The organism is Pleomorphomonas sp. JP5 (genome assembly GCF_023721815.1).
Classification (GTDB): Bacteria; Pseudomonadota; Alphaproteobacteria; order Rhizobiales; family Pleomorphomonadaceae; genus Pleomorphomonas.
Genome location: NZ_JAMDLI010000002.1, coordinates 240,883 through 266,209, shown reverse-complemented (window position 1 = coordinate 266,209; position 25,327 = coordinate 240,883). Strand labels below are relative to the sequence as shown.

At 64.7% G+C, this 25,327-nt stretch carries 30 protein-coding genes; 20 read left to right on the top strand and 10 right to left on the bottom strand.

Going from position 1 to position 25,327, the window contains the following annotated elements; genetic code table 11:
• The first annotated feature begins 8 nt into the window (after positions 1 to 8).
• Positions 9 to 1,208 carry a GTP-binding protein gene (locus M4J40_RS03150; protein WP_251752035.1) on the top strand — a complete coding sequence of 400 codons (1,200 nt, stop codon included), beginning with the start codon at positions 9 to 11 and terminating at the stop codon, positions 1,206 to 1,208.
• Positions 1,209 to 1,522: 314 nt separating this feature from the next.
• Positions 1,523 to 1,777, top strand: coding sequence for a hypothetical protein (locus tag M4J40_RS03145; protein WP_251752032.1), 255 nt, complete (start codon positions 1,523 to 1,525; stop codon positions 1,775 to 1,777).
• On the opposite strand, the gene tlpA is transcribed toward M4J40_RS03145, so the two are convergent.
• Positions 1,774 to 2,430, bottom strand: coding sequence for a thiol:disulfide interchange protein TlpA (gene tlpA, locus M4J40_RS03140; RefSeq protein WP_251752030.1), 657 nt, complete (start codon positions 2,428 to 2,430; stop codon positions 1,774 to 1,776). The two genes, M4J40_RS03145 and tlpA, sit on opposite strands and share 4 nt — an antisense overlap.
• Before the next feature lie 30 nt (positions 2,431 to 2,460).
• On the opposite strand from tlpA, the gene argH reads away from it, so the two are divergent.
• From argH to ureC, 7 genes are all read left to right on the top strand, one after another.
• Positions 2,461 to 3,840 (top strand): argininosuccinate lyase, encoded by a 1,380-nt coding sequence (gene argH, locus M4J40_RS03135; protein WP_251752028.1) that lies wholly within the window; start codon positions 2,461 to 2,463, stop codon positions 3,838 to 3,840.
• A gap of 43 nt (positions 3,841 to 3,883) precedes the next feature.
• The gene (locus M4J40_RS03130; protein ID WP_251752027.1) at positions 3,884 to 4,078 is read left to right on the top strand and encodes an LPS translocon maturation chaperone LptM; all 195 of its coding nucleotides are present in this window, start codon (positions 3,884 to 3,886) and stop codon (positions 4,076 to 4,078) included.
• Positions 4,079 to 4,088: 10 nt separating this feature from the next.
• Positions 4,089 to 5,357, top strand: coding sequence for a diaminopimelate decarboxylase (lysA, locus tag M4J40_RS03125; RefSeq protein WP_251752025.1), 1,269 nt, complete (start codon positions 4,089 to 4,091; stop codon positions 5,355 to 5,357).
• 172 nt (positions 5,358 to 5,529) lie between these two features.
• Positions 5,530 to 6,324 carry an urease accessory protein UreD gene (locus M4J40_RS03120; RefSeq protein WP_251752024.1) on the top strand — a complete coding sequence of 265 codons (795 nt, stop codon included), beginning with the start codon at positions 5,530 to 5,532 and terminating at the stop codon, positions 6,322 to 6,324.
• Between the two features lie 15 nt (positions 6,325 to 6,339).
• Positions 6,340 to 6,642: an urease subunit gamma gene (locus M4J40_RS03115; RefSeq protein WP_251752023.1), complete on the top strand. Its 303-nt coding sequence runs from the start codon at positions 6,340 to 6,342 to the stop codon at positions 6,640 to 6,642.
• A gap of 16 nt (positions 6,643 to 6,658) precedes the next feature.
• On the top strand, positions 6,659 to 6,964 hold the full coding sequence (locus M4J40_RS03110; RefSeq protein ID WP_251752022.1) for an urease subunit beta: 306 nt from the start codon (positions 6,659 to 6,661) through the stop codon (positions 6,962 to 6,964).
• Between the two features lie 90 nt (positions 6,965 to 7,054).
• The gene (gene ureC / locus M4J40_RS03105; RefSeq protein WP_251752021.1) at positions 7,055 to 8,770 is read left to right on the top strand and encodes an urease subunit alpha; all 1,716 of its coding nucleotides are present in this window, start codon (positions 7,055 to 7,057) and stop codon (positions 8,768 to 8,770) included.
• A gap of 5 nt (positions 8,771 to 8,775) precedes the next feature.
• Here the strand turns inward: ureC and M4J40_RS03100 are convergent, their stop codons facing one another.
• The gene (locus tag M4J40_RS03100) at positions 8,776 to 9,180 is read right to left on the bottom strand and encodes a VOC family protein (protein ID WP_251752020.1); all 405 of its coding nucleotides are present in this window, start codon (positions 9,178 to 9,180) and stop codon (positions 8,776 to 8,778) included.
• Between the two features lie 189 nt (positions 9,181 to 9,369).
• Here M4J40_RS03100 and M4J40_RS03095 point away from each other — a divergent pair, with 189 nt between their 5' ends.
• From M4J40_RS03095 to M4J40_RS03080, 4 genes are all read left to right on the top strand, one after another.
• Positions 9,370 to 10,002, top strand: coding sequence for an urease accessory protein UreE (locus M4J40_RS03095; RefSeq protein ID WP_251752019.1), 633 nt, complete (start codon positions 9,370 to 9,372; stop codon positions 10,000 to 10,002).
• Positions 9,995 to 10,690: an urease accessory protein UreF gene (locus tag M4J40_RS03090; protein WP_251752018.1), complete on the top strand. Its 696-nt coding sequence runs from the start codon at positions 9,995 to 9,997 to the stop codon at positions 10,688 to 10,690. The genes M4J40_RS03095 and M4J40_RS03090 overlap by 8 nt, the downstream gene beginning before the upstream one ends.
• Positions 10,687 to 11,307 (top strand): urease accessory protein UreG, encoded by a 621-nt coding sequence (gene ureG, locus M4J40_RS03085; RefSeq protein ID WP_251752016.1) that lies wholly within the window; start codon positions 10,687 to 10,689, stop codon positions 11,305 to 11,307. Before M4J40_RS03090 ends, ureG begins: the two co-directional genes overlap by 4 nt.
• 139 nt (positions 11,308 to 11,446) lie before the next feature.
• Positions 11,447 to 13,135, top strand: a complete 1,689-nt coding sequence (locus M4J40_RS03080; RefSeq protein ID WP_251752014.1) for a methyl-accepting chemotaxis protein — start codon at positions 11,447 to 11,449, stop codon at positions 13,133 to 13,135.
• A 15-nt stretch (positions 13,136 to 13,150) separates the two neighbouring features.
• On the opposite strand, the gene M4J40_RS03075 is transcribed toward M4J40_RS03080, so the two are convergent.
• Positions 13,151 to 13,369: a SlyX family protein gene (locus M4J40_RS03075; RefSeq protein WP_251752012.1), complete on the bottom strand. Its 219-nt coding sequence runs from the start codon at positions 13,367 to 13,369 to the stop codon at positions 13,151 to 13,153.
• 13 nt (positions 13,370 to 13,382) lie between these two features.
• A complete protein-coding gene (locus M4J40_RS03070; protein WP_251752011.1) occupies positions 13,383 to 13,799 on the bottom strand; it encodes a YbhB/YbcL family Raf kinase inhibitor-like protein in 417 nt (138 codons plus the stop codon).
• A 218-nt stretch (positions 13,800 to 14,017) separates the two neighbouring features.
• Here M4J40_RS03070 and M4J40_RS03065 point away from each other — a divergent pair, with 218 nt between their 5' ends.
• The 3 genes from M4J40_RS03065 to M4J40_RS03055 all read left to right on the top strand — a co-directional run bounded on the left by M4J40_RS03065 (position 14,018) and on the right by M4J40_RS03055 (position 17,112).
• Positions 14,018 to 14,962 (top strand): AEC family transporter, encoded by a 945-nt coding sequence (locus M4J40_RS03065; RefSeq protein WP_251752009.1) that lies wholly within the window; start codon positions 14,018 to 14,020, stop codon positions 14,960 to 14,962.
• 105 nt (positions 14,963 to 15,067) lie between these two features.
• Complete coding sequence (gene hisC, locus M4J40_RS03060; RefSeq protein WP_251752007.1) at positions 15,068 to 16,174, top strand: histidinol-phosphate transaminase; 1,107 nt, start codon at positions 15,068 to 15,070, stop codon at positions 16,172 to 16,174.
• Positions 16,171 to 17,112 (top strand): prephenate/arogenate dehydrogenase family protein, encoded by a 942-nt coding sequence (locus M4J40_RS03055; protein WP_251752006.1) that lies wholly within the window; start codon positions 16,171 to 16,173, stop codon positions 17,110 to 17,112. Before hisC ends, M4J40_RS03055 begins: the two co-directional genes overlap by 4 nt.
• Here the strand turns inward: M4J40_RS03055 and M4J40_RS03050 are convergent.
• Entirely contained in the window at positions 17,104 to 18,102 is a 999-nt protein-coding gene (locus M4J40_RS03050; RefSeq protein WP_251752004.1) for a DUF2125 domain-containing protein, read from the bottom strand. The two genes, M4J40_RS03055 and M4J40_RS03050, sit on opposite strands and share 9 nt — an antisense overlap.
• Positions 18,103 to 18,339: 237 nt before the next feature.
• On the opposite strand from M4J40_RS03050, the gene M4J40_RS03045 reads away from it, so the two are divergent.
• Positions 18,340 to 18,882 carry a gamma-glutamylcyclotransferase gene (locus tag M4J40_RS03045; protein WP_251752002.1) on the top strand — a complete coding sequence of 181 codons (543 nt, stop codon included), beginning with the start codon at positions 18,340 to 18,342 and terminating at the stop codon, positions 18,880 to 18,882.
• Between the two features lie 17 nt (positions 18,883 to 18,899).
• Here the strand turns inward: M4J40_RS03045 and M4J40_RS03040 are convergent, their stop codons facing one another.
• The 4 genes from M4J40_RS03040 to ftsE form a co-directional block, all read right to left on the bottom strand.
• Complete coding sequence (locus M4J40_RS03040) at positions 18,900 to 19,694, bottom strand: 1-acyl-sn-glycerol-3-phosphate acyltransferase (protein WP_251752000.1); 795 nt, start codon at positions 19,692 to 19,694, stop codon at positions 18,900 to 18,902.
• Between the two features lie 30 nt (positions 19,695 to 19,724).
• Positions 19,725 to 20,423, bottom strand: coding sequence for a YdcF family protein (locus tag M4J40_RS03035; protein WP_251751999.1), 699 nt, complete (start codon positions 20,421 to 20,423; stop codon positions 19,725 to 19,727).
• A 61-nt stretch (positions 20,424 to 20,484) separates the two neighbouring features.
• Positions 20,485 to 21,450: an ABC transporter permease gene (locus M4J40_RS03030; RefSeq protein ID WP_251751997.1), complete on the bottom strand. Its 966-nt coding sequence runs from the start codon at positions 21,448 to 21,450 to the stop codon at positions 20,485 to 20,487.
• The gene (gene ftsE, locus M4J40_RS03025) at positions 21,447 to 22,106 is read right to left on the bottom strand and encodes a cell division ATP-binding protein FtsE (RefSeq protein WP_251751995.1); all 660 of its coding nucleotides are present in this window, start codon (positions 22,104 to 22,106) and stop codon (positions 21,447 to 21,449) included. Before ftsE ends, M4J40_RS03030 begins: the two co-directional genes overlap by 4 nt.
• Positions 22,107 to 22,533: 427 nt before the next feature.
• On the opposite strand from ftsE, the gene M4J40_RS03020 reads away from it, so the two are divergent.
• From M4J40_RS03020 to M4J40_RS03010, 3 genes are all read left to right on the top strand, one after another.
• Positions 22,534 to 23,541 (top strand): MJ0042-type zinc finger domain-containing protein, encoded by a 1,008-nt coding sequence (locus M4J40_RS03020; protein ID WP_251751994.1) that lies wholly within the window; start codon positions 22,534 to 22,536, stop codon positions 23,539 to 23,541.
• A gap of 114 nt (positions 23,542 to 23,655) precedes the next feature.
• On the top strand, positions 23,656 to 24,186 hold the full coding sequence (gene hpt, locus M4J40_RS03015) for a hypoxanthine phosphoribosyltransferase (RefSeq protein ID WP_251729136.1): 531 nt from the start codon (positions 23,656 to 23,658) through the stop codon (positions 24,184 to 24,186).
• Positions 24,187 to 24,272: 86 nt separating this feature from the next.
• A complete protein-coding gene (locus M4J40_RS03010; protein ID WP_251751992.1) occupies positions 24,273 to 24,662 on the top strand; it encodes a response regulator in 390 nt (129 codons plus the stop codon).
• Between the two features lie 78 nt (positions 24,663 to 24,740).
• Here M4J40_RS03010 and M4J40_RS03005 read toward each other — a convergent pair whose 3' ends face one another.
• Entirely contained in the window at positions 24,741 to 25,322 is a 582-nt protein-coding gene (locus M4J40_RS03005) for a cob(I)yrinic acid a,c-diamide adenosyltransferase (protein WP_251751991.1), read from the bottom strand.
• Positions 25,323 to 25,327: the final 5 nt, after the last annotated feature.

Here is a 25,327-nt window from a genome sequence, read left to right as displayed (position 1 = left end):
ATCACGCCGTGTCGGAAGCCGACAGTCAGCGCGGGCCAAAGCCCGTCATTCCCGTTACCGTCGTCACCGGCTTTCTCGGCGCTGGAAAGACTTCCCTTCTCAACCGGCTGGTTCGTGATCCGGCGCTGGCCGGTACCGGTTTCATCATCAACGAGTTCGGCGAAATCGGCATCGATCATCTCCTCGTCGAGGCGGCCGATGACGGTATCGTCGAACTGTCGTCGGGCTGCCTTTGCTGCACCGTGCGCGGCGAGCTGGTGACGACGCTCGAAAACTTCCTGCGCGGCGTCGACAACGGCCGCATCGAGACGCTGAGCCGTATCGTCATCGAGACGACCGGCCTTGCCGATCCGGTTCCTGTGCTCGCCACGTTGACCGCCCATCCTTACCTGTCGCTGCGTTACGCCATCGACGGCGTCATCACCGTGGTGGATGCGGTCAATGGCAGCCGAACGCTCGACGAGCACGAGGAGGCGGTGAAGCAGGTCGCCGTTGCCGACCGGTTGGTCATCGCCAAGGCGGATCTTCCCGAGGGTGCGGCGCGCCTTCCTGCCTTGAAACAGCGACTTGCGGCGCTCAACCCTGGTGCGCCGCTCGTGGACGCCACCACAGCCGCGCCGGCCGATGTACTCGGTTGTGGCCTTTACGATCCGACCACCAAGACGGCCGACGTTCGGCGCTGGCTCAACGCCGAGGCCTTTGACGGTGCCGGCGATCATCACCACCATCATGATCACGCGTGTTCCGGCGAGGACTGCGATCACCCGAGCCATCACCATCATCATGACGGGCATCACCATCACGAGGAGGGCAGCCGGCACGACGGCGTCTCAGCCTTTTCGCTGGTGTCTGACGATGCGCTTCCGGCCGGTGCGCTCGAGATGTTCCTCGAACTCCTGCGCGCCGCTCATGGCCCCAAGCTGTTGCGGCTCAAGGGCGTGGTGCGGCTTGCCGAGGATCCCGAGCGTCCACTGGTGGTCCATGCCGTTCAGGAGCTTTTCCACCAGCCGGTGCGCCTTCCGTCGTGGCCGGATGCCGATCGGCGCACGCGGCTCGTTTTCATCACCCGTGATCTTGCCGAGGAAGAGGTCAAGCGTCTGTTCGACGCCTTCGCCGGGATTCTCGCTCCCGATACGCCAGACCGCAAGGCGATGACGGATAACCCTCTGGCGCTGTCGGGCTTCACGCCGCCGTCGCGGCGCGCTTAGGTCGCGAGTTATTCGTGATTTTCCTTACCAAAGGTCGCGCCCCTGAAAACCGAGGGTTTCGCATTTCAAGCCGAGGCGCGCGTCGTTAACAATTTATCCACAATTTTCAAAAAGACGGTTTCCTGTTAAAATTAACCATGACGTTGGTGTAAATGCCTTTTTCCGTTATGTTTTTCGATGAGAATTAATAACGTCGGACTTGCAGTGAAACGATGTTAATGCTCCGTTAACCATATTGGTTCGATCCTCGGAACCGGAGTGGTCGGGTGCCCTAGGCCGCGCTACGAACTCCCGATCAAGACGGGATTGAAAACGTGCTGACAACCCTCGCTAAGCCGGAATCGTTCCTGTTTTCCTGGATGGATGGAGACCATGCCGTGGTCGTCCGCATCGTGGAAGCTTCGCATCAGCGAGCGGTGGCTCGCTTCCGGGCAATGAGCACAACCGAACGCCGCAAAGCCATCGTCAGCCGTGTCGAAGGACATGACGTCGACCACCTCGAGCGCTTCGCCGAGTGGTTCGAACGCTTTCTGCCGCGCCTCGGCCTTGCTGGCCGCAGCCACGCCTAAGGCGTATTGGACTGGCCTGCGTTCGTCTCCGCAACAGCATCGACCAGCGCCAGCGCAGCCGGTGAATCCCACTTGGCGGGACCGGCCAACGAGGCCAGCGCACACCCGTTTCGATCCACCACGAATGTGGTCGGCAGGCCCAGCACCAATCCTCTCGCCTTCAGGTCGTTGAAGGCCCGCATCTCCGGGTCGCGCAGATCGACGAGCGACGTGGCTCCGATGTCGTTCAAGAATCTCGTCGGCTTGTCCGGGCCGCCCACATCGACATTGAGCGCTAGCACCGAGAAGTCGGGGCCGCCTCTCTTCTCCTGCAGCGCCTGGAGATGTGGCATCTCCGTGCGGCAGGGCACGCACCAGGTCGCCCACATGTTGAGAACGAGCGTCTTGCCGGCGAAGTCGGTCAGGCGGCGCTCATCGTCATCTGGCGAGCGCAGGACGAGATTGGACAGGTCGGCCGGCGTATCGGCCGGTAGCAGGGCGGCAAGATCGCCAGTGGCAAGCGGCTTCAGCGCCGCCGCCTCGGGCGACGCAACCGCACAACGGCCGCCACTCTCGACAGCGCCCCTCTCCGTCACGTATACCGCAGCAAGGCCGGCGGCCACCGCGACGATCGCAATCACGGCGAAGACGGGGCGGGAAGGCTTGAGCGGCATCGACCGATCCTCGTTCCTGGAGTGTACCCAATGAGCAACCGCATGTGGGGCGGCCGGTTTTCGGCTGGACCGTCCGCGATCATGGAGGAGATCAACGCCTCCATCGACTTCGACCGGAAGCTCTACGCCCAGGACATCGCCGGCTCCAAGGCGCACGCCGAAATGCTCGCCGCCCGCAGCATCATTTCCAAGGACGACGCCGGCAAGATCGCCGAAGGTCTCGACGCGATCAAGGCGGAAATCGACGGCGGCACCTTCACCTTCTCGCGAGCCCTCGAGGACATCCACATGAACGTGGAATCGCGCCTCAAGGAGATGATCGGCGCGGCTGCTGGGCGTCTTCACACGGCTCGTTCGCGCAACGATCAGGTGGCGACTGATTTCCGCCTGTGGGTTCGCGACAGTCTCGATCATGTCGATGGCCAGCTCGCCGACCTTATGAAGGCGCTGGTCAAGCGGGCCGGCGAGCACGCCGACACCGTGATGCCAGGCTTTACGCATCTCCAGTCGGCTCAGCCGGTGACCTTCGGCCACCACCTGATGGCCTATGTCGAAATGCTGTCGCGCGATCGCGGCCGCATCCAGGATGCCCGGCGGCGCCTCAACGAGTGTCCGCTCGGCGCGGCCGCGCTGGCCGGAACCTCGTTCCCGATCGATCGCCACATGACGGCGGCGAGCCTCGGCTTCGATCGTCCGACCGCCAACTCGCTCGACAGCGTTTCCGACCGGGACTTCGCTCTTGAGGCCATGTCGGCGGCGTCGATCATCGCCGTCCACCTGTCGCGCCTCGCCGAGGAGATCGTCATCTGGTCGTCGGCTCAGTTCGGTTTCGTGCGCCTGTCGGACGCGTTTTCAACCGGCTCGTCGATCATGCCGCAGAAGCGCAATCCGGACGCTGCCGAACTGGTGCGCGCCAAGGCCGGGCGGATCATCGGCGACATGAACGCGCTGCTCATCATCATGAAGGGGCTGCCGCTCGCCTACCAGAAGGACATGCAGGAGGACAAAGAGCAGGCGTTCGACTGCTTCGAGAACCTGTCTCTCGTGCTCGCGGCCATGACCGGGATGGTCGATGACCTCGTGCCGAACGTCGCCCGCATGGCCGCCGCCGCCGGTTCCGGTTTTTCGACGGCGACCGATCTTGCCGACTGGCTGGTGCGCGTTCTCGGCCTACCGTTCCGCGATGCGCATCATGTGACCGGTCGCCTGGTGGCGGTCGCTGCCGAGCGCGGCATCGAACTGGCGGAGATCCCGCTCGCCGACATGAAAACGGTGCATGACGGCATCACGGAAGCGGTCTACGATGTGCTGACTGTCGAGAACTCCGTCCGTAGCCGCACGTCGCACGGCGGCACGGCGCCCGACAATGTGCGGGCGGAAGTGGAGCGCTGGACGGCACTCCTCGGCTGAGGGTGGCTTGAAACTGCGTCGGGGCAAACGGATCGAGGACAAGATGGTGCTGCGTCTCGGGATTGTATCGCTGATGATTGGGCTCGCGCTTGCAGGCTGTGGTCGAAAAGGGGCGTTGGACGCACCGAAAGCCACGGCCGAAGCGACGGTTTCCTCGACCAGCGATCCGGGGGCGGTTCAGCCCGTCGCGAAACCGACCCCGACCGACAAGCCTTTCGTACTCGACGGTCTCATCTGAGGGGGTCCGGTTGCATCATTTCAACTATCGCGGCGGCGTGCTCCATGCCGAGGACGTCGCAGTGCCCGCCATTGCCGCGGCGGTGGGGACGCCCGTCTATATCTATTCTTCGGCCACGATCACCCGCCACTTCCGGGTGTTCAAGGAGGCGCTCGGCGACGAGCGGGCGCTTGTCTGCTACGCGCTGAAGGCCAACTCCAACCAGGCGGTGATCGGCACTTTGGCTCGTCTCGGAGCCGGGGCCGACGTGGTCTCGGAGGGCGAGTTGCGCCGGGCGCGCGCTGCCGGCATCCCGGCCGACAAGATCGTCTTTTCCGGTGTTGCCAAGACGGTGCGCGAAATCGAGTACGCCCTTTCCGAGGGCATCAAGTGCTTCAACGTCGAGAGCGAGCCGGAGCTTGAGCGTCTTTCGGCCGTGGCGAGCCGTCTCGGTCGAACCGCGCCGGTGTCGCTTCGCATCAACCCGGATGTCGACGCTCGCACCCACGCCAAGATCTCGACCGGCAAGGCAGAAGACAAGTTCGGCATTCCCTGGAAGGAAGCCGTGGAGGTCTACGCCCGCGCCGCCGCGCTACCGGGCCTCGAAGTCGCCGGCATCGACATGCACATCGGCTCGCAGATCACCGATCTCGAGCCCTTCGACGCCGCCTTCGCCCGGCTGGGTGACCTGGTGGCCGCTCTGCGCGGCGCCGGTCATTCCATCCACCATGTCGACCTCGGCGGCGGTCTCGGCATTCCCTACAAGGCTGACAACACGCCTCCGCCGCATCCGGCGGCCTATGTCGAGGTGGTGCGCCGTCACACCAAGGCGCTCGATTGCGAGGTTTTGATCGAGCCGGGCCGCTTCATCGTCGGCAATGCCGGCATCCTCGTCACCGAGGTGCAGTATGTGAAGCGCGGCAAGGCCAAGACCTTCGTCATCGTCGATGCCGCCATGAACGACCTTGTGCGGCCGACCCTCTACGACGCCTATCACGAGATCAAGCCGGTTGACGAGCGGCCTGCCGGCGCCGAGCAGGAGAAGGTCGACGTGGTCGGGCCGGTTTGCGAGAGCGGCGACTATCTGGCGCGTGACCGCAACCTGCCGGTGGCGCGTCCCGGCGAACTCTTTTCCGTATTCTCGGCCGGCGCCTATGGTGCTGTCCAGTCGGGGACCTACAACTCCCGTCTTCTGGTGCCGGAGGTGTTGGTGGATGGCGATCGCTGGGCGGTCGTGCGCCCGCGTCCGTCCTATGACGACCTTATCGGTCTGGATCATCTGCCGGATTGGCTGATTTAGAGTCTCGTCTGCCCAAGTTTTAGGCTCGCCCGCTGGCGGGCCTTTTGCCACATTGCGGGCAATTGCCGCGCCTGTCGGCAAAGCTTGGGGAAAGAGTTTGCCAGATCTGTCGATCGTCGCGTCGCCTCGCGCAGAAATGCCCCGGCTCGAACGAGCCGAGGGGACGGCGCGCGTGGCCTTTTCGCTGCGACGGATCGGAGAGGGCGAGGAGACACGCCTCGCCGACCTCTTCCAGGATGGCTCGGCCAAGGTGCGGTTGCCGAAAGTCTATGACGGCTCGGGACCGACGGCGGTTTTTCTGAACAGCGCTGGCGGCGTGACTGGCGGCGATCGCCTTTCCTTTGAGGCCCGCTTCGGCAAAGGGACGACGGCGACCATCACCACCCAGGCCGCCGAGCGCATCTACCGCCGCTCGGATGGCGTCGGTCACATCGACAACCGGCTGATCGTCGAGGCCGGCGCCAATGCGCGATGGCTGCCGCAGGAGACCATCGTCTTCGATGGCGCAGGCCTTCGGCGCCGACTCGACGTGGATCTCGTGGGCGATGCCAGGCTTGTCGCGGTGGAAAGCGTCGTGCTCGGCCGCACCGCGATGGGCGAGGAGGTTACGACCGTCGAACTCGCCGATCATTGGCGTGTCAGGCGCGATGGTCGGCTCGTCTATGCCGACGCCTTGCGCCTTTCGGGCGATAGCCGCTCGATCCTGGGGGGTGGTGCAACAGGTGGCGGCGCCCGTGCCTTTGCCAGCATCCTGGTTGCGGCACCGGATGCGTCGTCCTGGCTCGATCGCTCGCGGGAGCTTGTCTCGTCGCTCGTTGGCGACGGCATTGAAGCGGGCGCTTCGGCTTTCGACGAACTCTTGTCCATACGTTGTCTTGCCCTTGACGGTCGCCGTCTGCGGGCCATTGTCGAACCCCTGATCGAAACCCTCACCGGCTGGCCGCTGCCGCGCGCCTGGTCGATTTGAGACGAGGAAAACCCGATGAATCTGACGCCGCGCGAAAAGGACAAGCTGCTCGTCAGCCTCGCCGCCATGGTGGCGCGCAATCGCCTCGAGCGGGGCGTCAAGCTGAACTATCCCGAGGCGGTGGCGCTGATCACCGACTATGTCGTGGAGGGCGCCCGCGACGGCCGCACGGTGGCCGAGCTGATGGCAGGCGGCGCCACGGTGCTCAGCCGCGAGCAGGTGATGGATGGCATCGCCGAGATGATCCACGACGTGCAGGTGGAAGCGACCTTCCCGGACGGCACCAAGCTCGTCACCGTCCACGAACCAATCCGCTGAGCGAGGGAGCAGAGAAATGATCCCAGGTGAAGTCATCCCCGCGACCGGCGATATCGAACTCAACGCCGGCAGGTCGATTCTGGTGCTGGAGGTTGCCAACTCTGGCGACAGGCCGGTGCAGGTCGGCAGCCACTACCATTTTGCCGAAACCAACCCGGCTCTGGTCTTCGACCGCGACAAGGCGCGCGGCTACAGGCTCGACATTCCCGCCGGCACGGCCGTGCGCTTCGAGCCGGGCCAGAGCCGCTCGGTGACGCTGGTGCCCTATGCCGGAAAGGGCGAGGTCTACGGTTTCCGTCAGGCGGTGATGGGGAAGCTCTGAGCGTTTGGCGCTCCCCGGTCCATTCTTCGTTCGACCGCCAGGCGGCCGGACACCAAAGTTTCAAGCTGCTCTCTTCGGGAGACTGACAAGATGCCCTACCGCATGTCCCGCGCCGCTTATGCCGACATGTTCGGTCCTACCGTCGGCGACAAAGTGCGCCTCGCCGATACCGAGCTGTTCGTCAAGGTGGAGAAGGATTTCACCATCTATGGCGAAGAGGTGAAGTTCGGGGGCGGCAAGGTGATCCGCGATGGCATGGGCCAGAGCCAGGCGAGCCGGGCCGAAGGGGCGGTCGACACCGTCATCACAAATGCGCTGATCATCGATCACTCGGGCATCTACAAGGCCGACGTCGGCATCACCGACGGTCGTATTTCCGGCATCGGCAAGGCCGGCAATCCGGATGTGCAGCCCGGCGTCACCATCATCGTCGGTCCGGGGACCGAAGCGATTGCTGGCGAAGGCAAGATCCTGACGGCCGGTGCGCTCGACACCCACATCCACTTCATCTGCCCGCAGCAGGTGGACGAGGCGCTCTATGCCGGCATCACCACCATGCTGGGCGGCGGCACAGGGCCGGCAACCGGCACGGCGGCCACCACCTGCACGCCCGGCCCCTGGCACATCGCGCGGATGATCGAGGCGGCCGAGGGGCTGCCGATGAACCTCGCCTTCTCCGGCAAGGGCAATGCGTCGCTGCCGGCAGCGCTGGTCGAACAGGTCAAGGCCGGCGCGTGCGGCCTGAAGCTGCATGAGGATTGGGGCACCACGCCGGCCACCATCGACAACTGCCTTTCTGTTGCCGACGATTACGACGTGCAGGTGATGATCCACACCGACACGCTCAACGAAAGCGGCTTCGTCGAGGACACAATTGCCGCCTTCAAGGGGCGCACCATCCACGCCTACCACACCGAGGGCGCCGGCGGTGGCCACGCTCCCGACATCATCAAGGTGGCCGGCCTTTCCAACGTGCTGCCGTCGTCGACCAATCCGACGCGACCCTATACGCGCAACACGCTCGACGAGCACCTGGACATGCTGATGGTCTGCCATCATCTCGATGGCTCGATTCCCGAGGATGTCGCCTTTGCCGAAAGCCGCATCCGCAAGGAGACCATCGCGGCGGAAGACATCCTGCACGACATGGGCGCCTTCTCGATCATCTCCTCCGACAGCCAGGCCATGGGCCGCATCGGCGAGGTGGTCATCCGCACCTTCCAGACGGCGCACAAGATGAAGGTGCAGCGCGGGGCGTTGCCCGAGGACGTCGGCACTGACGCCGACAACTTCCGCGTCAAGCGCTACATCGCCAAGGTGACCATCAACCCGGCCATCGCCCAGGGCCTCTCCAAGTATGTCGGTTCGGTGGAGGTGGGCAAGCTCGCCGATCTCGTGTTGTGGACGCCTGCCTTTTTTGGCGTGAAGCCGGATCTGGTACTGAAGATGGGCACCATCGCGGCGGCCGCCATGGGAGACCCCAACGCCTCCATCCCGACGCCGCAGCCGGTGCACTACCGGCCGATGTTCGGCGCCTTCGGCAAGGCGATGACCCGCTCGTCGGTCACCTTCGTCTCGCGCTATGCCTACGAGAACGGCATCAAGGAGCGGCTCGGTCTCGATCGCGTGGTGCTGCCGGTCGAGAATACGCGCGGCGGCATTTCCAAAGCCTCGCTGATCCACAACTCGGCGACGCCGAAGATCGAGGTCGATCCCGAAACCTATGAAGTGCGGGCCGACGGCGAGCTTCTCACATGCGAACCAGCCGACGTCTTGCCGATGGCGCAGCGATACTTTCTGTTCTGACGGGTCTAGTCGATGTCTTCGCAGAAGCGGAGGAGGTAGCCATCGGGATCGACGACGACGAATTGCCGCTGGCCTTCGTCGTGGTCGCCGACGCGGTACCACTTCTCTTCCAGGTCCAGAATGAAGCTGCAGCTGGCCTCGCGAAGGCGGTCGTGAAGGGCCCTAAGGCCGGTTATCTCGATCTGAAAGTTGATGCCGCGTCCGTAGGGATGCTCCAGGGGCGCCGGGTGCCAGCGGCGTCCTGGTCCGAAGGTTTCTTCCATCATCAGCTCGGCGCCATCGCGTTCAAGGTAGGCGAAGCGGTCTTCCGGGCGCTCGTAACGGATGCGAAAGCCGGCGAGATCGACGTAGAATGCCAGAGCGCGCTCGAGGTTATCGACATTGAGTTCCGGAACGAGTTTCGCCGTCATGTCCCTGCTTCTTCCACGGTTAGTTCGATGCCTTGATCGGCGTGCCCTGGAGGCCAACCGATTGGAGTTGAGATGCCGCACGCTGAGGAAGCACAAACCTGCGCCTGACGGCGCCCGCCCTTGTCTCGGCTGCGCTTTTGGCTAAGCTCGGCGCAACATCTCTTCCTCAGTCCGTAAGGACCTATCATCATGATCACCGCGACACGAATCCTTCCCGCCGGAACCTGGACCGGCACGCCGGCCGACACGCTCGCGCTCGAGCGCGACGATCGTCATCGCCGCCGCCTCGTCATGCGCTGCGTCGGCAAGACGGTGTTTCTCCTCGACCTCAAGGAGGCCGCCGTGATGAAGGATGGCGATGCCCTTGAGCTTGAAGATGGTCGTCTGATCCTGGTGCAGGCCGTTCCCGAGCGCCTTCTGGAGATCCGGGCCGCCAGCCCGGCCGAACTGGTCCGCGTTGCCTGGCATCTCGGCAACCGGCACCTGCCGGCCCAGTTTCTCGGCGATCGGCTGCGGATCCGCTACGATCATGTCATCGAGGACATGCTGAAGGGGCTGGGCGCCACTGTGGAGCCGGTACTGGCGGCGTTCGATCCCGAAGGCGGCGCCTACGGCCACGGCGACGTTCACGGGCACGATCATCACGATCACGGGGCGCATGAACACACCCACGAGCATGGACCGGAGCGCCATCATCACGACCACGGCGAGGCCTGTGCGCATCATCATCACGAGCATGCTCACGCCCATGACGACCACTGCGGCTGTGGCCACGATCACGCGCATGATCATGCCCATGGACACAGCCACAAGCATGAGTGAGCCCTCTGCCGGGGCGACTCTGTCCCGCTTGATGACGTGGTTGTCGCCGGCCTTTCCGGTCGGTTCCTTCACCTACAGCCACGGCTTGGAATGGGCGGTGGAAGACGGCACCGTCACCACGGCGGCAGCACTTACGGCGTGGCTGTCAGATATCCTGCGCCATGGCGCCGGCCGGAGCGACGCGATCCTGATGGCTTCAGCCTTCCGCTTTGCCTCCGAAGGCGGAGCGGAGGAGCTCGCCGAAGTGGCCGAACTCGCCTACGCTCTCCAGCCATCCAAGGAGCGTCGGCTTGAAAGCGGCGCGCAAGGGCGCGCCTTTGCAACTGCCATCGCAGACACCTGGGGCGCTCCATCGCTTATCGGGCTTGTCAGCCGCATGGCACCCAATCCTGTCGCCTATCCGGTGGCGGTGGCGGTGACCGCCGCCGACCATCGCCTGCCGCTCGCCGACACCGTCGAAGCCTATCTCACCGCCTTTGCCGCCAATCTCGTTTCGGCGGCTGTGCGCGCGGTCCCGCTCGGTCAGACCGAGGGGCAGCGGACGATCCGCGATCTCGCCCCTGTCGTCTCCGCCGTCGCGGCCGATGCGATGACGGCGTCGCTCGACGATATCGGGAGCGCCAGCTTGCGCGCCGACGTTGCCTCCATGGCCCACGAAACACAGTACACGAGGTTGTTCCGCTCATGACCAAGACTGCCAACGGTCCCCTGCGCGTCGGTGTCGGCGGTCCCGTCGGGTCCGGAAAGACCGCCCTGATGGATGCGCTCTGCAAGGCCCTGCGTGACCGTTACCAGATCGCCGCCATCACCAACGACATCTACACCCGCGAGGACGCGGAGTTCCTCACCCGCTCGGGAGCACTGCCACCCGATCGCATCGCCGGCGTCGAGACCGGAGGCTGCCCCCACACGGCGATCCGCGAAGATGCGTCGATCAACCTTGCCGCCATCGCCGACATGAACCAGAAATTCCCCGATCTCGATCTCATCCTGATCGAGTCCGGTGGTGACAATCTGGCGGCCACCTTCTCGCCGGAGCTCGCCGATCTCACCATCTACGTCATTGACGTTTCGGCCGGCGACAAGATTCCCCGCAAGGGTGGGCCGGGCATCACCCGTTCCGACCTCCTTGTGATCAACAAGATCGACCTTGCGCCACATGTCGGCGCCTCGCTCGAGGTGATGGATCGCGACGCCAAGCTGATGCGCAAGGGGCGTCCTTTTGTGTTCACGGACGTTCGTCGCAACCATAACGTGATGGACGTCGTGCGTTTCATCGAAGAGGAGGGTGGCCTCGTCGGCTAACTTTACTCGTAAAGCCGAGTTTACTTATTTCTGACAATAATTCTGCATGCTGAACGTGTTCTGTAAGCCAAAGTTAACGGCCGGAGCCTAAACGGAAAATATCCAGATCCGCGTGGTTATACCGCTGAGGCCCGCACACATGTTCAGCATTCACTCCGTATCCGCCAAGATCGCCGCCATCGTACTGTTGGCGATCGCCGGACTCGCAACGATCGGCTACCTCGGTTATACCGATCTTCGCTCGGAACTGCTGGGCCAGAAGAAGCTCGCGCTTCAGGATCAGGTCCAGACCGCCCAGTCGATGATCGAAGGGTTCAGAGACCGCGCAGCCAAGGGCGAGATGAGCCTGGCCGAGGCTCAGGAGGCCGCCAAGGCCGTGCTGCGGCCGGTGCGCTTCGGCCCGGACAAGAACTATTTCTTCATCTACGAAGAAGATGGCAAGAACGTCCTCCTGCCGGGCAAGCCGGAACTCGAGGGCAAGAGCCTTATCGACATGAAGGACGTCAACGGCAAGCCGCTTATCCGCGACATGCTGGCGATCGCCAAGGCCGGTGGCGGCAACTACGAGTATCTCTGGGTCAAGCCCGGTGACAAGGACCCGTCGTTGAAACTCGCCTATGCGACGACCATCGATGGCTGGAACTGGATGCTCGGTACCGGCTTCCACGTTGCCGATATCGAAGCGTCGCTCGCAGCGAGTACCCGCCGGATCGGTCTCATCACGCTCGTTTCGTTGCTCTTGCTCGGCGCCCTGTCCTTCGTCGTGGCGCGTGGCATCTCCGGGCCTCTATCCCGCCTTACCCGTTCGATGGATCGGCTTCAGGGGGGCGATCTCGATGCCGAAATTTCCGGCGCGACCCGCAAGGATGAGATCGGACTGATCGGCCGGGCCGTGGCTCGCTTCCGCGATTTGCAGCGCGAGCGGATTGCCGCGGAGGCAGAGGCCGAAGCTGCGCGGGCCGCTGCGATGGAACGATCGCGCCGCGATGCGTTGACCGGGCTCGCGGACGGCTTCGACCGCTCGTTCCGCGAGACGTCGGCCGGTATCGAAAGCACTGCGACCGGTTTCGAACGAGTCGCCTCGGATCTGCTGGCCGTGTCGGATCACACCCGCCGACAGGCAGAGGCCTCGGCCGAGGCCGGCAGGCAGGCGAAGGACAACGTGCAGGCGGTGTCGAGCGCCGCCGAGGAACTGTCGGCGTCGATCGCCGAGATCGTCACTCAGGTCGACAAGGCCGCCGAGATATCGAGCGGCGCCGTGCGCGAGACGGCTCGGGCCACCGAGGTCATTCGTGGTCTCGACGAGGCGTCGAGCGAGATCGGCAAGGTGGTGGCGCTGATCCAGGAGATCGCCGACCAGACCAACCTTCTGGCTCTCAATGCAACCATCGAAGCCGCACGGGCCGGCGAGGCGGGCAAGGGCTTTGCCGTCGTGGCATCCGAGGTCAAGCAGCTCGCCGCGCAGACGTCCAAGGCGACCGACGAGATCTCCCGGCGCATCGGCGTCATCCAGTCGGCAACGGGCGAAGCGGTGTCGGCCACCAGCACCGTCGAGCAATCGATCGAGCGGGTCAACGAAGTGGCGTCTTCGATCGCTGCGACGCTGGACCAGCAAAATGCCGCCGTTTCCGAAATCACCCGCGCGATTTCCTCGACGCTTACCGCCGTCGGCGGTCTCGCCTCGGACATGATGCGTCTGATGGAGAATGCCGAGGCGTCCGATTCAAAGTCGCAGGAAGTGGCGGCTCAGGCTCGTCGGATGCTCGGCGACACCAAGGCGCTGCAGGCCGAGGTCGATCGCCTGATGCATGAGATGCGGGCCGCCTGACGCGGCGACAACCGCTCAATAGTGTGGCGGCGGTGGTTCGCGGCCGGCCGTCGCCCGCGCCGCGAGTTCCATCTCCTTGACTTCGTCGAGGAGGCTCGCCACGAGGCGTTTCATCGTGTCGATTTCCCTCCACTGGTCGGTGACGGCCGTGTTGAGGTCATCGATCACCTGATCCTGGTAGGCGATCTTCTCCTCCAACGCATCAATGCGTGCGTCGGGATTATCCGCGATCATGGTCTTGCCTCGGTCAATCGGGGAACGAACGGGTGGCCGACGCCTCGCCGAGCGTTCGGCCGAACGTGGTGCCGCGGTCGCGCGCCTTCGCCGTCCACATGTAACGGTGCGATCCCATCGGTGGACAGGGCCCGAGGTAGCGGAATGCGCCGGCCGGCACAAGGTCTTCGCCAGCATAGGGCACCGTGCCGCCGCCATGGCGGAACCCCGGTGCATTGAGGTCGAGCATCTCGAAGGCGATGACGCGCGTGCCTGGCGGGACGTTGGAGAGTGTGAACTCCGGGCTGTCCACCACGGCCGGGCGGCCACTGTCGCAGGCGGGCGTTGCCCCCCAGCGGAACGACAGCTCGAAGGCGGCGGCGGGCAGGGTGAAGCCCGTGATCGCAGCGGCGGCAACAAGGCATTTCAGCATGGCGGTCTTCTCGAACATGACGCGGAGTGTGTCACCGCCGCTTCCGGGAGGCAAGCGAGGTCGGGCGGCCTTCGATCGGCGGCCCAAAGCTCAGCGCCGGTCGAACCAATCCGCACTGTTTCGCCCTTGCGGATGGGGCGCAAGGAAGGATAGGCAGAAAGTCTAACTCTCCGCCGATCTCCGACGCGCCGCAACGGCCGCCGGCCCTCACTCGGCTCCAGCGCCGGTTGCCGCCCGTGATCGCCATTGCCCTTGACGTTTTGCCCATCTTTCTGCTGATTTTGATCGGCTATCTCCTCGTTCGCTTCGGCGTGATGCGGGCGGATGTGGGCGATGGCCTGTCGGATTTCGTCTTCACCATCGCCATGCCGACGCTCTTGTTCAAGACGGTGGCGACAGCGCATGTCGAGGGCAGTTCGCCCTGGACGATCTGGGTGGCCTATTTCTCCGGCGTTGCCGTCACCTGGGCTGCCGGACACTACGCGGTGACGCGGCTGTTCGGTCGCGATGCCCGTATCGGCGTGCTGGCCGGCGTCAGCTCGGCCTTTGCCAACAACCTCTTCATCGGCCTGCCGCTCGTCCAGCGCATCGTCGGCGACGATGGCGTCGTGGCCTTGTCCATCCTGCTCTGCGCCCACCTGCCGGTGATGATGATCGCCGGTACCGTGTTGATGGAGCAGGCCGAGCGGCAAACCGGTGGCCGGCCGCCTCAGTCGGTCGGCGCCGTCCTGAGGCAAGTCGGCCGAAACCTGGTGCGCAATCCGCTGGTGGTCGGTCTCGCGCTCGGTTCTTTGTGGCAACTGTCGGGCTTGCCGCTGACGGGCGTGGTTGGCGTGGTGGTCAACGACATCGGCGATATCGCCGGCTCGGCGGCGCTGATTTCGCTCGGCATGGCATTGATGAAGTACGGCATCTCCGATGGGGTCCGCCCGGCGTTGGTCACGTCTCTCTTCAAGCTGTTCCTGTTGCCGGCGTCGGTCTATGCGGCCAGCCGTCTTCTCGGCCTCGATGCGACGTGGACGGCGGCTCTGGTCCTGACATCGTCCGTGCCGACCGGCATCAATGCCTGGCTGATCGCCAACCGCTTCGGCGTCGGCCATGGCCTCGCATCGTCCTCGATCACCATCACGACGGCAGTCGGCGTGGTGACGACAACCTTCTGGGCCTGGCTGCTGGGTTGAGGGGGGTAAATCACGGGGCTGGCCGCTTTGGCCTGGCCAGCTTTTTCTTTGCGCGGTCGCCATGCCTGCCGTATGACGGGCCCGGTATTTTTGAGGCGTTCTTCCATGTCCGACACTTCTCTCGTGCCCGTTCCGCGCAGCGGCATCCTTGACATCGACCTCTATGTTCCCGGTGGGTCGAAGGCGGCGCCGGGCAAGAAGCTCCACAAGCTTTCCTCCAACGAGACGCCGCTCGGGCCGAGCCCGAAGGCGGTGGAAGCCTATCAGCGGATAGCGAGCAAGCTCGAACTCTATCCCGACGGGTCGTCGACCGAACTCCGGCAGGCGATTGCCGAAACCCACGGTCTCAACGTCGATCGCGTCATTTGCGGCAACGGCTCGGACGAGCTCCTCCATCTTCTCGCCGAGTGCTATCTGTCGCCCGGCGACGAGGCGATCTATTCCGAGCACGGCTTCCTGGTCTATCGCATCTCCATCCTCGCGGCGGGCGCGACGCCGGTGGTGGCGAAGGAGACGGCCTACACCACGGACGTCGACGCCATTCTCGCCGCCGTGACGCCGCGGACGCGCATGGTTTTTCTCGCCAATCCCAACAATCCCACGGGGACCTACATTCCCATGGCGGAGGTGCGGCGGCTGCATGAGGGCTTGCCGGGCAACGTCCTCCTGGTGCTCGACGCTGCCTATGCCGAGTATGTCCGCCGCAACGATTACGAGAGCGGCGTCGAGCTGGTTGCTTCGGCCGGCAATGTGGTGATGACGCGCACCTTCTCGAAGATCCATGGACTTGCCGCGCTTCGCATCGGCTGGCTCTACGGCCCGAAGGCCGTCGTCGACGTTCTGGAGCGGGTGCGCGGGCCGTTCAATCTCAACGCCCCGGCAATCGCCGCCGGTGCCGCGGGCATGCGTGACCGGGCTTTCGTGGAGGCCGCGGTCGAGCACAATGTCCGCTGGAGCGCCTGGCTGACGGTCGAACTCGGCAAGCTGGGGCTGACGGTCACGCCGTCGGTCGCCAACTTCCTGCTCGTCCATTTCCCAGAGACGGGCAAGACGGCCGAGGCCGCCGACAAGGCGTTGCTCGCCGAGGGTGTCGTGGTGCGCAAGGTGGGCGGCTACGGACTGCCCAATGCGCTTCGCATGACGGTCGGGTCGGAGGAAGCCTGCCGCCGGCTCGTCGAGGTTCTGACGACTTTCATGAAGGGGCCCGCATGACCGACGCCGTGTTTCACCGTCTCGCCATCATCGGCATCGGCCTGATCGGTTCGTCGATTGCGCGGGCGGCTCGCCTCAACGGCCTCGTGGACGAGATCGTCATTTCCGACCAGTCACCCGTCATCCTGAAGCGGGCCGAGGAACTGTCGCTCGGCGACGGCTATCGAGCCAATGCCGGTGACGCTGTGGCAGATGCCGATCTGGTCATCGCCTGCGTGCCCGTGGGCGCGGCGGAAGCGGTGGCCAAGGCGATCGCCCCTCATCTCAAGCCCGGCGCCATCGTCTCCGACGTCGGTTCGGTGAAGGGATCGGTCGTCCGGCAGATGAAGCCCCACCTGCCGGACGGCGTCCACTTCATTCCTGCCCATCCGGTTGCCGGTACCGAGTATTCGGGGCCTGACGCCGGTTTTCCCGAGCTCTTCGTCAATCGTTGGTCGATCGTATGCCCGGATGAGGACACCGATCCCAAGGCGCTGGATCGGCTTGTTGCTTTCTGGGCCGGCATGGGCGCCAACGTAGAGTGCATGAGCGCGGAGCGGCACGATCTGGTGCTGGCCATCACCAGTCACCTGCCGCATCTCATCGCCTACAACATCGTCGGAACCGCCGCCGATCTCGAAAAGGTCACCGAGTCGGAAGTGATGAAGTTCTCGGCCGGTGGTTTTCGCGACTTCACGCGTATCGCGGCCTCCGATCCCACCATGTGGCGCGACGTGTTCCTGCACAACAAGGACGCGGTGCTGGAAGTGCTCGGGCGCTTTCAGGAGGATCTGTTCGCCTTGCAACGGCAAATTCGCTGGGGTGAGGGAGATCGCCTCTATGACCTGTTCAGCCGCACGCGCTCAATCCGGCGCGGCATTCTGACGCTGGGCCAGGACGCGCCGGAGGCCGACTTCGGTCGTTCGCACAAGGCGCAACCGAAGCCGCCGTCAGAATAACGGGGCGATCCGGCCGATTTGCCGGCCATTGGCCGAAACTATGCCGTCTTCGACCTTGAGTCCGATGGACCGGCCGCCGTCGTCTGCGGTCGTGCCCATGAAGACGAAGGCCATGACGAGGCCGGCGAGTTCCGGTGTCAGGCTGCCGCCGGCGGCCGTGGCCGAGGCCGCCAAGGTGTTCAGATTGCGGCCCGTTATCTTCCCCTCTGCGTCGACAAGGCCCGTCTCGGACACGGATCCCTCGCCGTCGAGGGTGAGGGTGGCGCCGCCGAGTTCGGCGGCGAGGCGATGGAGCTGCAGCTTGCCGCCAGCCGCCTTCCAGCCGGCCAGTGCCACCGGACCGGCCATCGCCATGTCGGCCTGGGCGAGCGTGGCCGCCAGCGTCAGGCGAACGGGCAGGGGCGTCAGCGCGGTGTTGCCGACCGTCACGCCGAGACCATCAATGGTGGCGGCGATGTCCGCGTTCTCGGGACTCTTGTCGGCGCGCGCCAGCATCACGTCGCCGCGCCCGATCGTGAGCTTGCCCTCGGTTCCCCCGGCCAGCGGGCCCGTCGCGGAGAAGTCTTCCGTTCGGAGGACAAGCCGATTGGCGCGTCCATTGGAAAAGCCGACGGTCGCGGCAAACTCGCTCGCGGACAAGTCGAGCCGCCGGCCGTCGGGGGCGACATAGGAGGTCGGCGCTTCGAAATGGAAGTCGAGCTGACGAGGATTGAAGACATAACCCTCGCCACGCGCCCCGGCGGTTTCGATCCTGCCTCCGTCGGGTAGTGCGACGGCCAGGCCGTCGTTGCAGGTAAGAACCAGCCGGAACGGCCATCCGCCGATCCTCTCGCCGGCACAGCTGACCATGATCCCGTTTCTTGCCGCGAGGTCGGCGACGGACTTGTGAACGGTTTCCCCGAGCCACCAACGAGCACCGAACCAGACGCCCGTCCACAAGATGGCGACCACGACGATCGTCCAGAGGGCCACCCGTACCGTTCGCTTCATGGCGCTTCCCCGCAAGGCACCGGCGCCCGTTCGGACGCACCGTTCGTCTTCCATCCACGCGCGCATTCGGTCGGCGCTGGGTTTGGCCTGCCGCGATGGCTCGCTTGCCGGCGGCTCGGACCAAGTGTTGGTCGCACAGCACTAGAGTAATATGGCGAAAGATGGAATCGTCCTGGCTGACGTTGCATTCGCCGGCCGGAATGCTACGCATTTCGTCAGGTCAAACGGAGAGCAGGGATGGACGCGAGCATCTGGGTGTTCGGCTACGGCTCGTTGATGTGGAATCCCGGCTTTCCGCATATGAGAGCGGTGCAGGCGCGGATGCATGGCGTCCGTCGCGCGCTCTGCATCCGTTCGACCCATTATCGCGGAACGCCTGAAAACCCCGGTCTGGTGTTCGGGCTCGACCGTGGCGGGTCCTGTCACGGCGTCGCCTTCGAGGTGGCCGAGGCGAATCGGGAGGCGGTGATCGCCTATCTCCGGGCGCGCGAGCAGATCTCCATGGTCTATCATGAAGTCGTCCGGCCAGCCCGCCTCCTGAGCGGAGAGACGGTTGGCGCTCTGGTCTACGTCGCCAATCAGGCGCACGAACAATATGCCGGTGGCCTAGCGTTCGAGCATATGCTCGATATCATCCGTCGAAGCTCCGGCGAGATGGGGCCGAATATCGACTACGTGACCGCCACGCTGAAGCGGCTGCAGGATATGGGTATCCGCGACCGGTCCCTCGAACGGGTGGTCGCCGCGCTCAAGGGGGCGGGCTCGTCCTTGTCGGATTGATCCTGGCGGATCGGCGTTCAGGCGTCAGCTCGGACGGAGCTCTCCGGCGCCGTGAGTTCGGCCACCCGCGCCCGCGCCGTTGCCGGCAGATCGTCGCCTCGCGCCGCCGCTTCGACCAGCAGTCGGTCGCAGGCAGCCTCGATGTCGCTTTCCAGCTTCTGGAACATCTCGCGCGGCTTGAGGCCGGGCGGAATGGGGTCGAGGAACTCGACCACGATGGTGCCGCGTCGATGCACGCGCGCCTTGCGTGGCCAAACGGTGCCGGCATTGTGGGCGACCGGCACGACCGGCACATCGAGCGATTTGTAGATCTGGGCGATGCCCTGCTTGTAGTCCGGCTTGGCGCCGGCCTCCGCTCGGGTTCCTTCCGGGAAGATGATCACCTGTCGGCCGGCGGTGACGGCGGCGCGTGTGCCTTCGATCACCTTCCTGAGTGCGGCCGTTGGGCTGCCGCGATCGATGGCGATGTTGCCGGCGAGCTTCAGCCACCAGCCGAATACCGGAATCCAGGTCAGCTCGCGCTTCAGGATGAAGGCGGGGTCGGCGAGCAATGGCACGAGAGCCAGTGTCTCGAAGGTCGACTGATGCTTGGACGCCAGGATGAAGCCGCCCGCCGGGATACGGTCGAGATGACGATACTCGTGGCGCGTGCCTGTGATCAGGCTGTGCAGACGGATCAGCGTCCACGTCCATGACTTGACGACGATCATCACCCCCCGATGGCCTCCGAGGGCGAAGGGCGCACCGAGAATGGCCATGATGGCGGTCACCGAGAAGAAGGCGAAGCTGTAGAGATAGGACCGGATCAGCATGAATCGTCTTCCAGGTCTTCTGGCGAATGCCTAGCCGAGAGCGCCGCCCATGACGTCGGCGAGGCCATCGATGCCGCCGAGCGACAGCCGGAGGCGCGTTGCCGTATACTTCAGGTATTCCTGCAGGAGAAGCACGATTACGCCGCGATCCTCCGACCAGTTGCCGAGCGTCAGGCCGGGGCGGGTGACTGGATAGGGGATGAGGCGGATGTCCGGCATGGCATGCGAGAGTTCCAGCATGGAACGCGGCATGTGGTAGGCCGAGGTGACGACGATCAGCGACAGGAAGCCATTGCGGTGCGCCCACTTGGCCGTTTCGAGCGCATTGCCGATGGTGTTGGCGGCACGCCTGTCGAGATCGACGCAGCAGGCCATCATGTCCGGTTCCGCTTCTACCATGCGACCGAGCCGCGAGGCCGAGGTGTCGGGGTGAACGCCGGAGATCAGAAGACGCCGCGCCTTGCCGGCCGTCATCAGTTCGACGGCGCCGGTGATGCGCTCGGCGCCACCGGTCAGCACGACGATTCCGTCGGCGGCGAGCGGTGATGGCGTCTGGTAGTTGACGATGGTGTCGACGAAGCGGAAGAAGCCGCCGAAGAAGAAGCCGCTGCCGATGAGCAGCGCGGCAACGATGATGACACCGATCGATCGCCGGGCGCGAGTGCGCTCACCGACGGCTTCCTCGGGCCGGTCTGCCGTCTCTCTCGTGGGAGCGGACGATTCCATCATGGGCTCATTTTAGGAAATCGGCCGATGAATGACAAATCCGGGTCACCTCCCGTTCGATCGCTCAATCGAGCGCCGATAGCGATCGCCGCACGGCCAGACGCGACGTGAGCGCCGTCAGAAGCGCCACGGCCACGACGAGAGACAGCACCAGGACGTAAGCGGTGCCGGGCAGCTCGAAGCGGCCGAACATAGCCTCGATCTGGTCGGCTCCCGGCCGCCCGGCCGAGCCGCCGATCGCCCATGCGGCAATTGCCATGGCCAGAAGCGCCAGAGCGCCGCCGATGGCGCCGCCCTCGATGCCGAACAGCAGGAAACGCTTCTGGAACTGTCCGGCGATGAAACGGTCCTCGGCCCCGCAGAAATGCAGAACCTCGATGACGTCGCGGTTTCCCGCCATGGCGGCGCGCGTTGCGAACACGACCGACAGGATAAGCGCGACGAGCATCAAACTCATCAGGCCGACACCGGCGAACACCATCGAGGATGCCATGGCCGAGAGACGGTCGACCCAGAGCGCGTGGTCGTCGACGCTTCCCCCCCGGATGTCGCGGTTCACCGCGTCGGCGAGCGCCTTGGTATCGAAGGCCCCCGCATCGTCGATCGAGACGACAACGAGGCGGGGCACGGGCAGGGCCGAAAGGTCCGTACCCGGCCCGAGCCAGGGTTCCAGCAGGCGCTGTGTCTCGGCATCGCTGATGGCTCGGGCGCCGCCAACGCCGGGAAACTCCTGTGCGAGCGCCACGGCCTTCTCCACTTCGGCGTCGATGGCGACACCGTCGAGCGGCCTGATCTCGATGGTGACCTCGCGGCCAATGTCGGACGCCCAGGCGTCGGCGGCCCGGTCGATCACCGAGACGACGGCGATGGTGAAGCCGGCCAGGAAGGTCATGATGGCGATGACCAGCACCAGCGTTCGTCCGGCGATGGCCTGCGGCGGCACGATCGGCGATGCGAGGACCGTATCGCCGCCTGGCTTCGCCTTGGGCGCCGTGGCAGCCCTCTTGGGTCGGGGGATCGGCGTCTTCATTCGTAGATCTCGAGGTGACCGTGCTCGATGACCATGCGCCGAACGTCGAGCTGGTCCATCAGGCCGATGTCGTGGGTGGCGATGAGCACGGCGGTGCCAAGGCGGTTGAGTTCCAGGAAGAGACGCAGCAGGCGACGGGCGAGCGGCGGATCGACGTTGCCGGTCGGTTCGTCGGCGAGAAGAAATTCCGGCTTGGTGATCAGGGCGCGGGCGATGGCGGCGCGCTGCTTCTCGCCGCCTGAAAGCACTGGCGGGTAGACGTGCTTCCGATCGCCGAGGCCGACCCAGTCCAAGAGGTCGACGACATCGGCGCGATAGCTCGCCTCGTCCTTGCCGAGCACCCGGTAGGGCAGCGCCACGTTCTCGTAGGTGGTGAGGTGGTCGAGCAAGCGGAAGTCCTGGAAGACGACGCCGATGCGGCGGCGCAATGCCGGCATGTCCGCGCGCTTCAGAAGGGCGGTGTCCTTGCCGAAAATGGAAATGAGGCCACGCGTCGGTTTGAGGTTGAGAAACAACAAGCGGATCAGTGTCGTCTTTCCCGCCCCGGAAGGGCCGGTCAGGAACTGGAAGGAGTGCGGAGCGATCGAGAACGTCAGATCGCTCAGCACCTCCCGTCCCGTTCCGTAGCGGAGGCCGACATTTTCGAACCTGATCATAACTCTTTCCGCCTCAGTCGCCGGCAGGCCTCCGGCCCACAGGCTTTCGCTCCGCTTTTGTCTTTCGGGGCTTCGCCACGAAATCCCCTCTCCGCGCGGCGCCGCTTGGCGCCGGAAGCCGCTTGCGGCTTCATGTTTTTTCCGCCTCAGTCGCCGGCGGACCTCCGACCCACAGGCTTTTGCTCCGCTTCTCATCCTTCGAGTCGTTGTCGCAAAAGGCCGTCAACGCACGCCGCCTTTGCCACGGGAAGCCGGTTGTGGTGTCTTGTCGGTGTCGCTGACCTCATAATTGATGTTGCAGCCCTTGTCCTTAACGTTTCATTAAGCATGTTGCCGTCATCCCTTGGATAAGCCGCCGTGGCGGCGCGGGAGGCGCGTCGCCCGCTTTCCGTGTGGATTCCGGCTGGCGGCCGATCGGGGGCCGAAGATGAGAATTGTCTGCCCCGCCTGCGAGACGGGGTACCAGATTGCCGACGGCACGCTCGGCGTTACCGGTCGAAAGGTGCGTTGCGCCCGTTGCGGTACCGTGTGGCACGCCACGCCCAACGATTATCCGGACGCCCCGATCGATACCGTGCCCACCCCGCGCCCGGCCAATGACGGTCCCGAGCCGAGCGAGGACGAGTGGCGGGATGCCATCGCCGGAACGGGGCCTGACAGCGCTTTTGACGCAGAAACGCAGCCTGAAGCGGCAAGTGAAGACAACGACCAGTCGGCCATCGACGACCTGTTTGCGTCGGGACCTGAAAGTGACGATGTGTCCGAGGAGACGCCCCCGGAGGAAGAGACAGGCGGCAACGACCAGTCGGCGGTCGATGACCTGTTCTCATCCGGCGGCGAAGAACCGGAGACGCCTGACAGCGAAGAGCCGCCATCGGAGGTTGCCGAGGCTTCGCCGACCATCGAGGCGCCACCGGCAGGTTTCGAGGAACCTCGTCGGAAGCCGCGTGGCAAGGCGAAACGGCGCGGCGCTTCGACCATGGTGATGCTCGATCGGCACTTGTCGACACCGGTCGCTTCGGTATTGCTGATCGGCTTCCTGGTGATGTTCTGCGTGGTCGGGGTGCTCGGTCGCCAACGGATTGTGGCGACCCTTCCGGATTTGGCGGGGATCTACGAGTTGCTCGGCCTCAAGGTCAACCTGCGCGGGCTCGATTTTCAGAACGTCACGGCCCGCCAGGAAATGGATGGGTCGACGCCCGTGTTGCTGGTGGAAGGCGACATCATCAACCTCGACAGCGAATCCAAGGGCTTGCCGGCGGTCCGGGTCACGCTCAAATCGTCGACCGGGCGCGATGTCTATGCCTGGAACTATGCCCTGCCGCAACTCAGCATCGATCAGATGGGCAAGGTGCACTTCAAGACCCGTCTTCTGGCGCCTCCTGAAGCATCGGTAACCGTGGAAGTGCGGTTTACAGACCAGCGTCAGCCGTAATATAGCTCCGCCCGAAAGCGGCCGGGGCTCTGCGACGGTTCCGGATGCGCGCCCTTTGCCGGTTTGCGCCGGATCTGAGCTCTTTGGCCGTCGCGACCTCATGAGGATACCGGGATGACGGGCAAGACCATCGACGTGCTGTTTTCGGAAGAGACGATCGCCGCGCGCGTCGACGCCATCGCCAAGGAGATCGCCGCGGCCCAGCCTGAAGATCTCATGGTGATCGCCATCCTCAAGGGCAGCTTCATGTTCGCCGCCGATCTTCTGCGCGCCTTGCACCGCGAAGGCCTCGCGCCGCAGGTCGAGTTCATGATGCTGTCGAGCTACGGCACCGGCACCACGTCATCCGGCATCGTCAAGATCATTCGCGACATCGATACGGACGTCGCCGGTCGCTCGGTGCTGATCATCGACGATATTCTCGAGTCGGGCCGGACGTTGGCATTCGCCCGACGTCTAACCGAGGATCGGGGCGCGAAGGAAGTCAAGGTCGCGGTCCTGCTCGACAAGCCCGGCAAGCGCAAGGCGGAGATCGAGGCCGACATCGTCGGTTTCTCGTGTGCCGACGTGTTCGTGGTCGGCTATGGCATGGATGCAGCTCACGCCTACCGAGAGTTGCCCTTTGTTGGCGTCGTCACCGAATAAGTGCAGGCATCTGGTGTAGATAGCCTAGTTGTGTAACAATCATATCGAATTGTCTTGATTCCAACGGGAGTGCCCTGGGGGCGACCATGGCGCGCATTCTGCTGACTGAAGACGACGAGTCGGTCCGGACCTTCGTCAAGAGGGCGCTGGAACTCGACGGTCATGAAGTCACCGAGGCTGAGGATGGCGGCATCGCGCTGGAGATCCTCACCGCGCAGCGAGGCGATTTCGAGCTGCTCCTGTCCGACATCATGATGCCGGTCATGGACGGCATCGCCTTGGCGCTGGCCGTTGCCCGGGATTACCCCGACCTCTCGATCCTGCTGATGACCGGTTTCGCCGACCAGCGGGAGCGGGCCTTCGGCCTCGACAGCCTGGTCAGCGACGTCGTGTCCAAGCCGTTCACGCTGAGCGAGATCCGCACTGCCGTGGCGCGGGCTCTGGTCGGGCGCTCCGCTGCCGAGAAGATCGCCTGAGGTTTCTCTCGCTCCCGCCGGTTCCACTGCCAAGGCAGCCTTGACGACGGGCACGTCCGCATATCGGAACAGGCGCGCTCAATCCCGGTTCTGGCCGGGCACCCACAGCACGTCACGACCACCGAGATCGTTGGCCCACCGGCTGGCCACGAACAGGAAGTCGGACAGGCGGTTGAGATAGCGAACCGCTTCCGGGTTGACCGGCTCGCCGTCCGTTCGGGCCAGTGTCACCGCCACTCGCTCGGCCCTTCGACAGACCGTGCGCGCCACGTGCAGATGGGCGGCGGCGGCGCTGCCGCCCGGTAGAACGAAGGTGGTCAGCGGCGCGAGGCTGCGATTCAGGTAGTCGATCTCCTTTTCCAGCCGCTCGACCTGAACGGGAAGGATACGCAACGGTTCGAAGGCCGGCGGCGTCTCTGTTTCCGGTGTCGCAAGATCGGCGCCGAGATCGAACAGATCATTCTGGATGGCGCCCAGCATCAAGTCGAGGTCGGGGTACTCGTCGACATGCAGGCGAGCAACTCCGATGGCTGCGTTTGTCTCGTCGACACTGCCGATCGCCTCGAAGCGCGGGTCGTTCTTCAGCCGGCGTTCACCGGTGGACAGACCGCTCGAACCGTCGTCGCCGGTGCGGGTGTAGATGCGATTGAGCCGAACCATGCTGC

Bases quoted from the DNA above. Each gene is read 5' to 3' on its own strand.
- M4J40_RS03045 (WP_251752002.1), top strand. From the start codon at position 18,340: ATGGACGCGAGCATCTGGGTGTTCGGCTACGGCTCGTTGATGTGGAAT.
- M4J40_RS03030 (WP_251751997.1), bottom strand. From the start codon at position 21,450: ATGAAGACGCCGATCCCCCGACCCAAGAGGGCTGCCACGGCGCCCAAG.
- M4J40_RS03095 (WP_251752019.1), top strand. From the start codon at position 9,370: ATGATCACCGCGACACGAATCCTTCCCGCCGGAACCTGGACCGGCACG.
- M4J40_RS03100 (WP_251752020.1), bottom strand. From the start codon at position 9,180: ATGACGGCGAAACTCGTTCCGGAACTCAATGTCGATAACCTCGAGCGC.
- M4J40_RS03055 (WP_251752006.1), top strand. From the start codon at position 16,171: ATGACCGACGCCGTGTTTCACCGTCTCGCCATCATCGGCATCGGCCTG.
- hisC (WP_251752007.1), top strand. From the start codon at position 15,068: ATGTCCGACACTTCTCTCGTGCCCGTTCCGCGCAGCGGCATCCTTGAC.
- tlpA (WP_251752030.1), bottom strand. From the start codon at position 2,430: ATGCCGCTCAAGCCTTCCCGCCCCGTCTTCGCCGTGATTGCGATCGTC.
- argH (WP_251752028.1), top strand. From the start codon at position 2,461: ATGAGCAACCGCATGTGGGGCGGCCGGTTTTCGGCTGGACCGTCCGCG.
- ftsE (WP_251751995.1), bottom strand. From the start codon at position 22,106: ATGATCAGGTTCGAAAATGTCGGCCTCCGCTACGGAACGGGACGGGAG.
- M4J40_RS03115 (WP_251752023.1), top strand. From the start codon at position 6,340: ATGAATCTGACGCCGCGCGAAAAGGACAAGCTGCTCGTCAGCCTCGCC.
- M4J40_RS03090 (WP_251752018.1), top strand. From the start codon at position 9,995: ATGAGTGAGCCCTCTGCCGGGGCGACTCTGTCCCGCTTGATGACGTGG.
- M4J40_RS03110 (WP_251752022.1), top strand. From the start codon at position 6,659: ATGATCCCAGGTGAAGTCATCCCCGCGACCGGCGATATCGAACTCAAC.
- ureC (WP_251752021.1), top strand. From the start codon at position 7,055: ATGCCCTACCGCATGTCCCGCGCCGCTTATGCCGACATGTTCGGTCCT.
- M4J40_RS03075 (WP_251752012.1), bottom strand. From the start codon at position 13,369: ATGATCGCGGATAATCCCGACGCACGCATTGATGCGTTGGAGGAGAAG.
- M4J40_RS03070 (WP_251752011.1), bottom strand. From the start codon at position 13,799: ATGTTCGAGAAGACCGCCATGCTGAAATGCCTTGTTGCCGCCGCTGCG.
- hpt (WP_251729136.1), top strand. From the start codon at position 23,656: ATGACGGGCAAGACCATCGACGTGCTGTTTTCGGAAGAGACGATCGCC.
- M4J40_RS03020 (WP_251751994.1), top strand. From the start codon at position 22,534: ATGAGAATTGTCTGCCCCGCCTGCGAGACGGGGTACCAGATTGCCGAC.
- M4J40_RS03040 (WP_251752000.1), bottom strand. From the start codon at position 19,694: ATGCTGATCCGGTCCTATCTCTACAGCTTCGCCTTCTTCTCGGTGACC.
- M4J40_RS03005 (WP_251751991.1), bottom strand. From the start codon at position 25,322: ATGGTTCGGCTCAATCGCATCTACACCCGCACCGGCGACGACGGTTCG.
- M4J40_RS03035 (WP_251751999.1), bottom strand. From the start codon at position 20,423: ATGATGGAATCGTCCGCTCCCACGAGAGAGACGGCAGACCGGCCCGAG.
- M4J40_RS03050 (WP_251752004.1), bottom strand. From the start codon at position 18,102: ATGAAGCGAACGGTACGGGTGGCCCTCTGGACGATCGTCGTGGTCGCC.
- M4J40_RS03130 (WP_251752027.1), top strand. From the start codon at position 3,884: ATGGTGCTGCGTCTCGGGATTGTATCGCTGATGATTGGGCTCGCGCTT.
- M4J40_RS03080 (WP_251752014.1), top strand. From the start codon at position 11,447: ATGTTCAGCATTCACTCCGTATCCGCCAAGATCGCCGCCATCGTACTG.
- M4J40_RS03010 (WP_251751992.1), top strand. From the start codon at position 24,273: ATGGCGCGCATTCTGCTGACTGAAGACGACGAGTCGGTCCGGACCTTC.
- ureG (WP_251752016.1), top strand. From the start codon at position 10,687: ATGACCAAGACTGCCAACGGTCCCCTGCGCGTCGGTGTCGGCGGTCCC.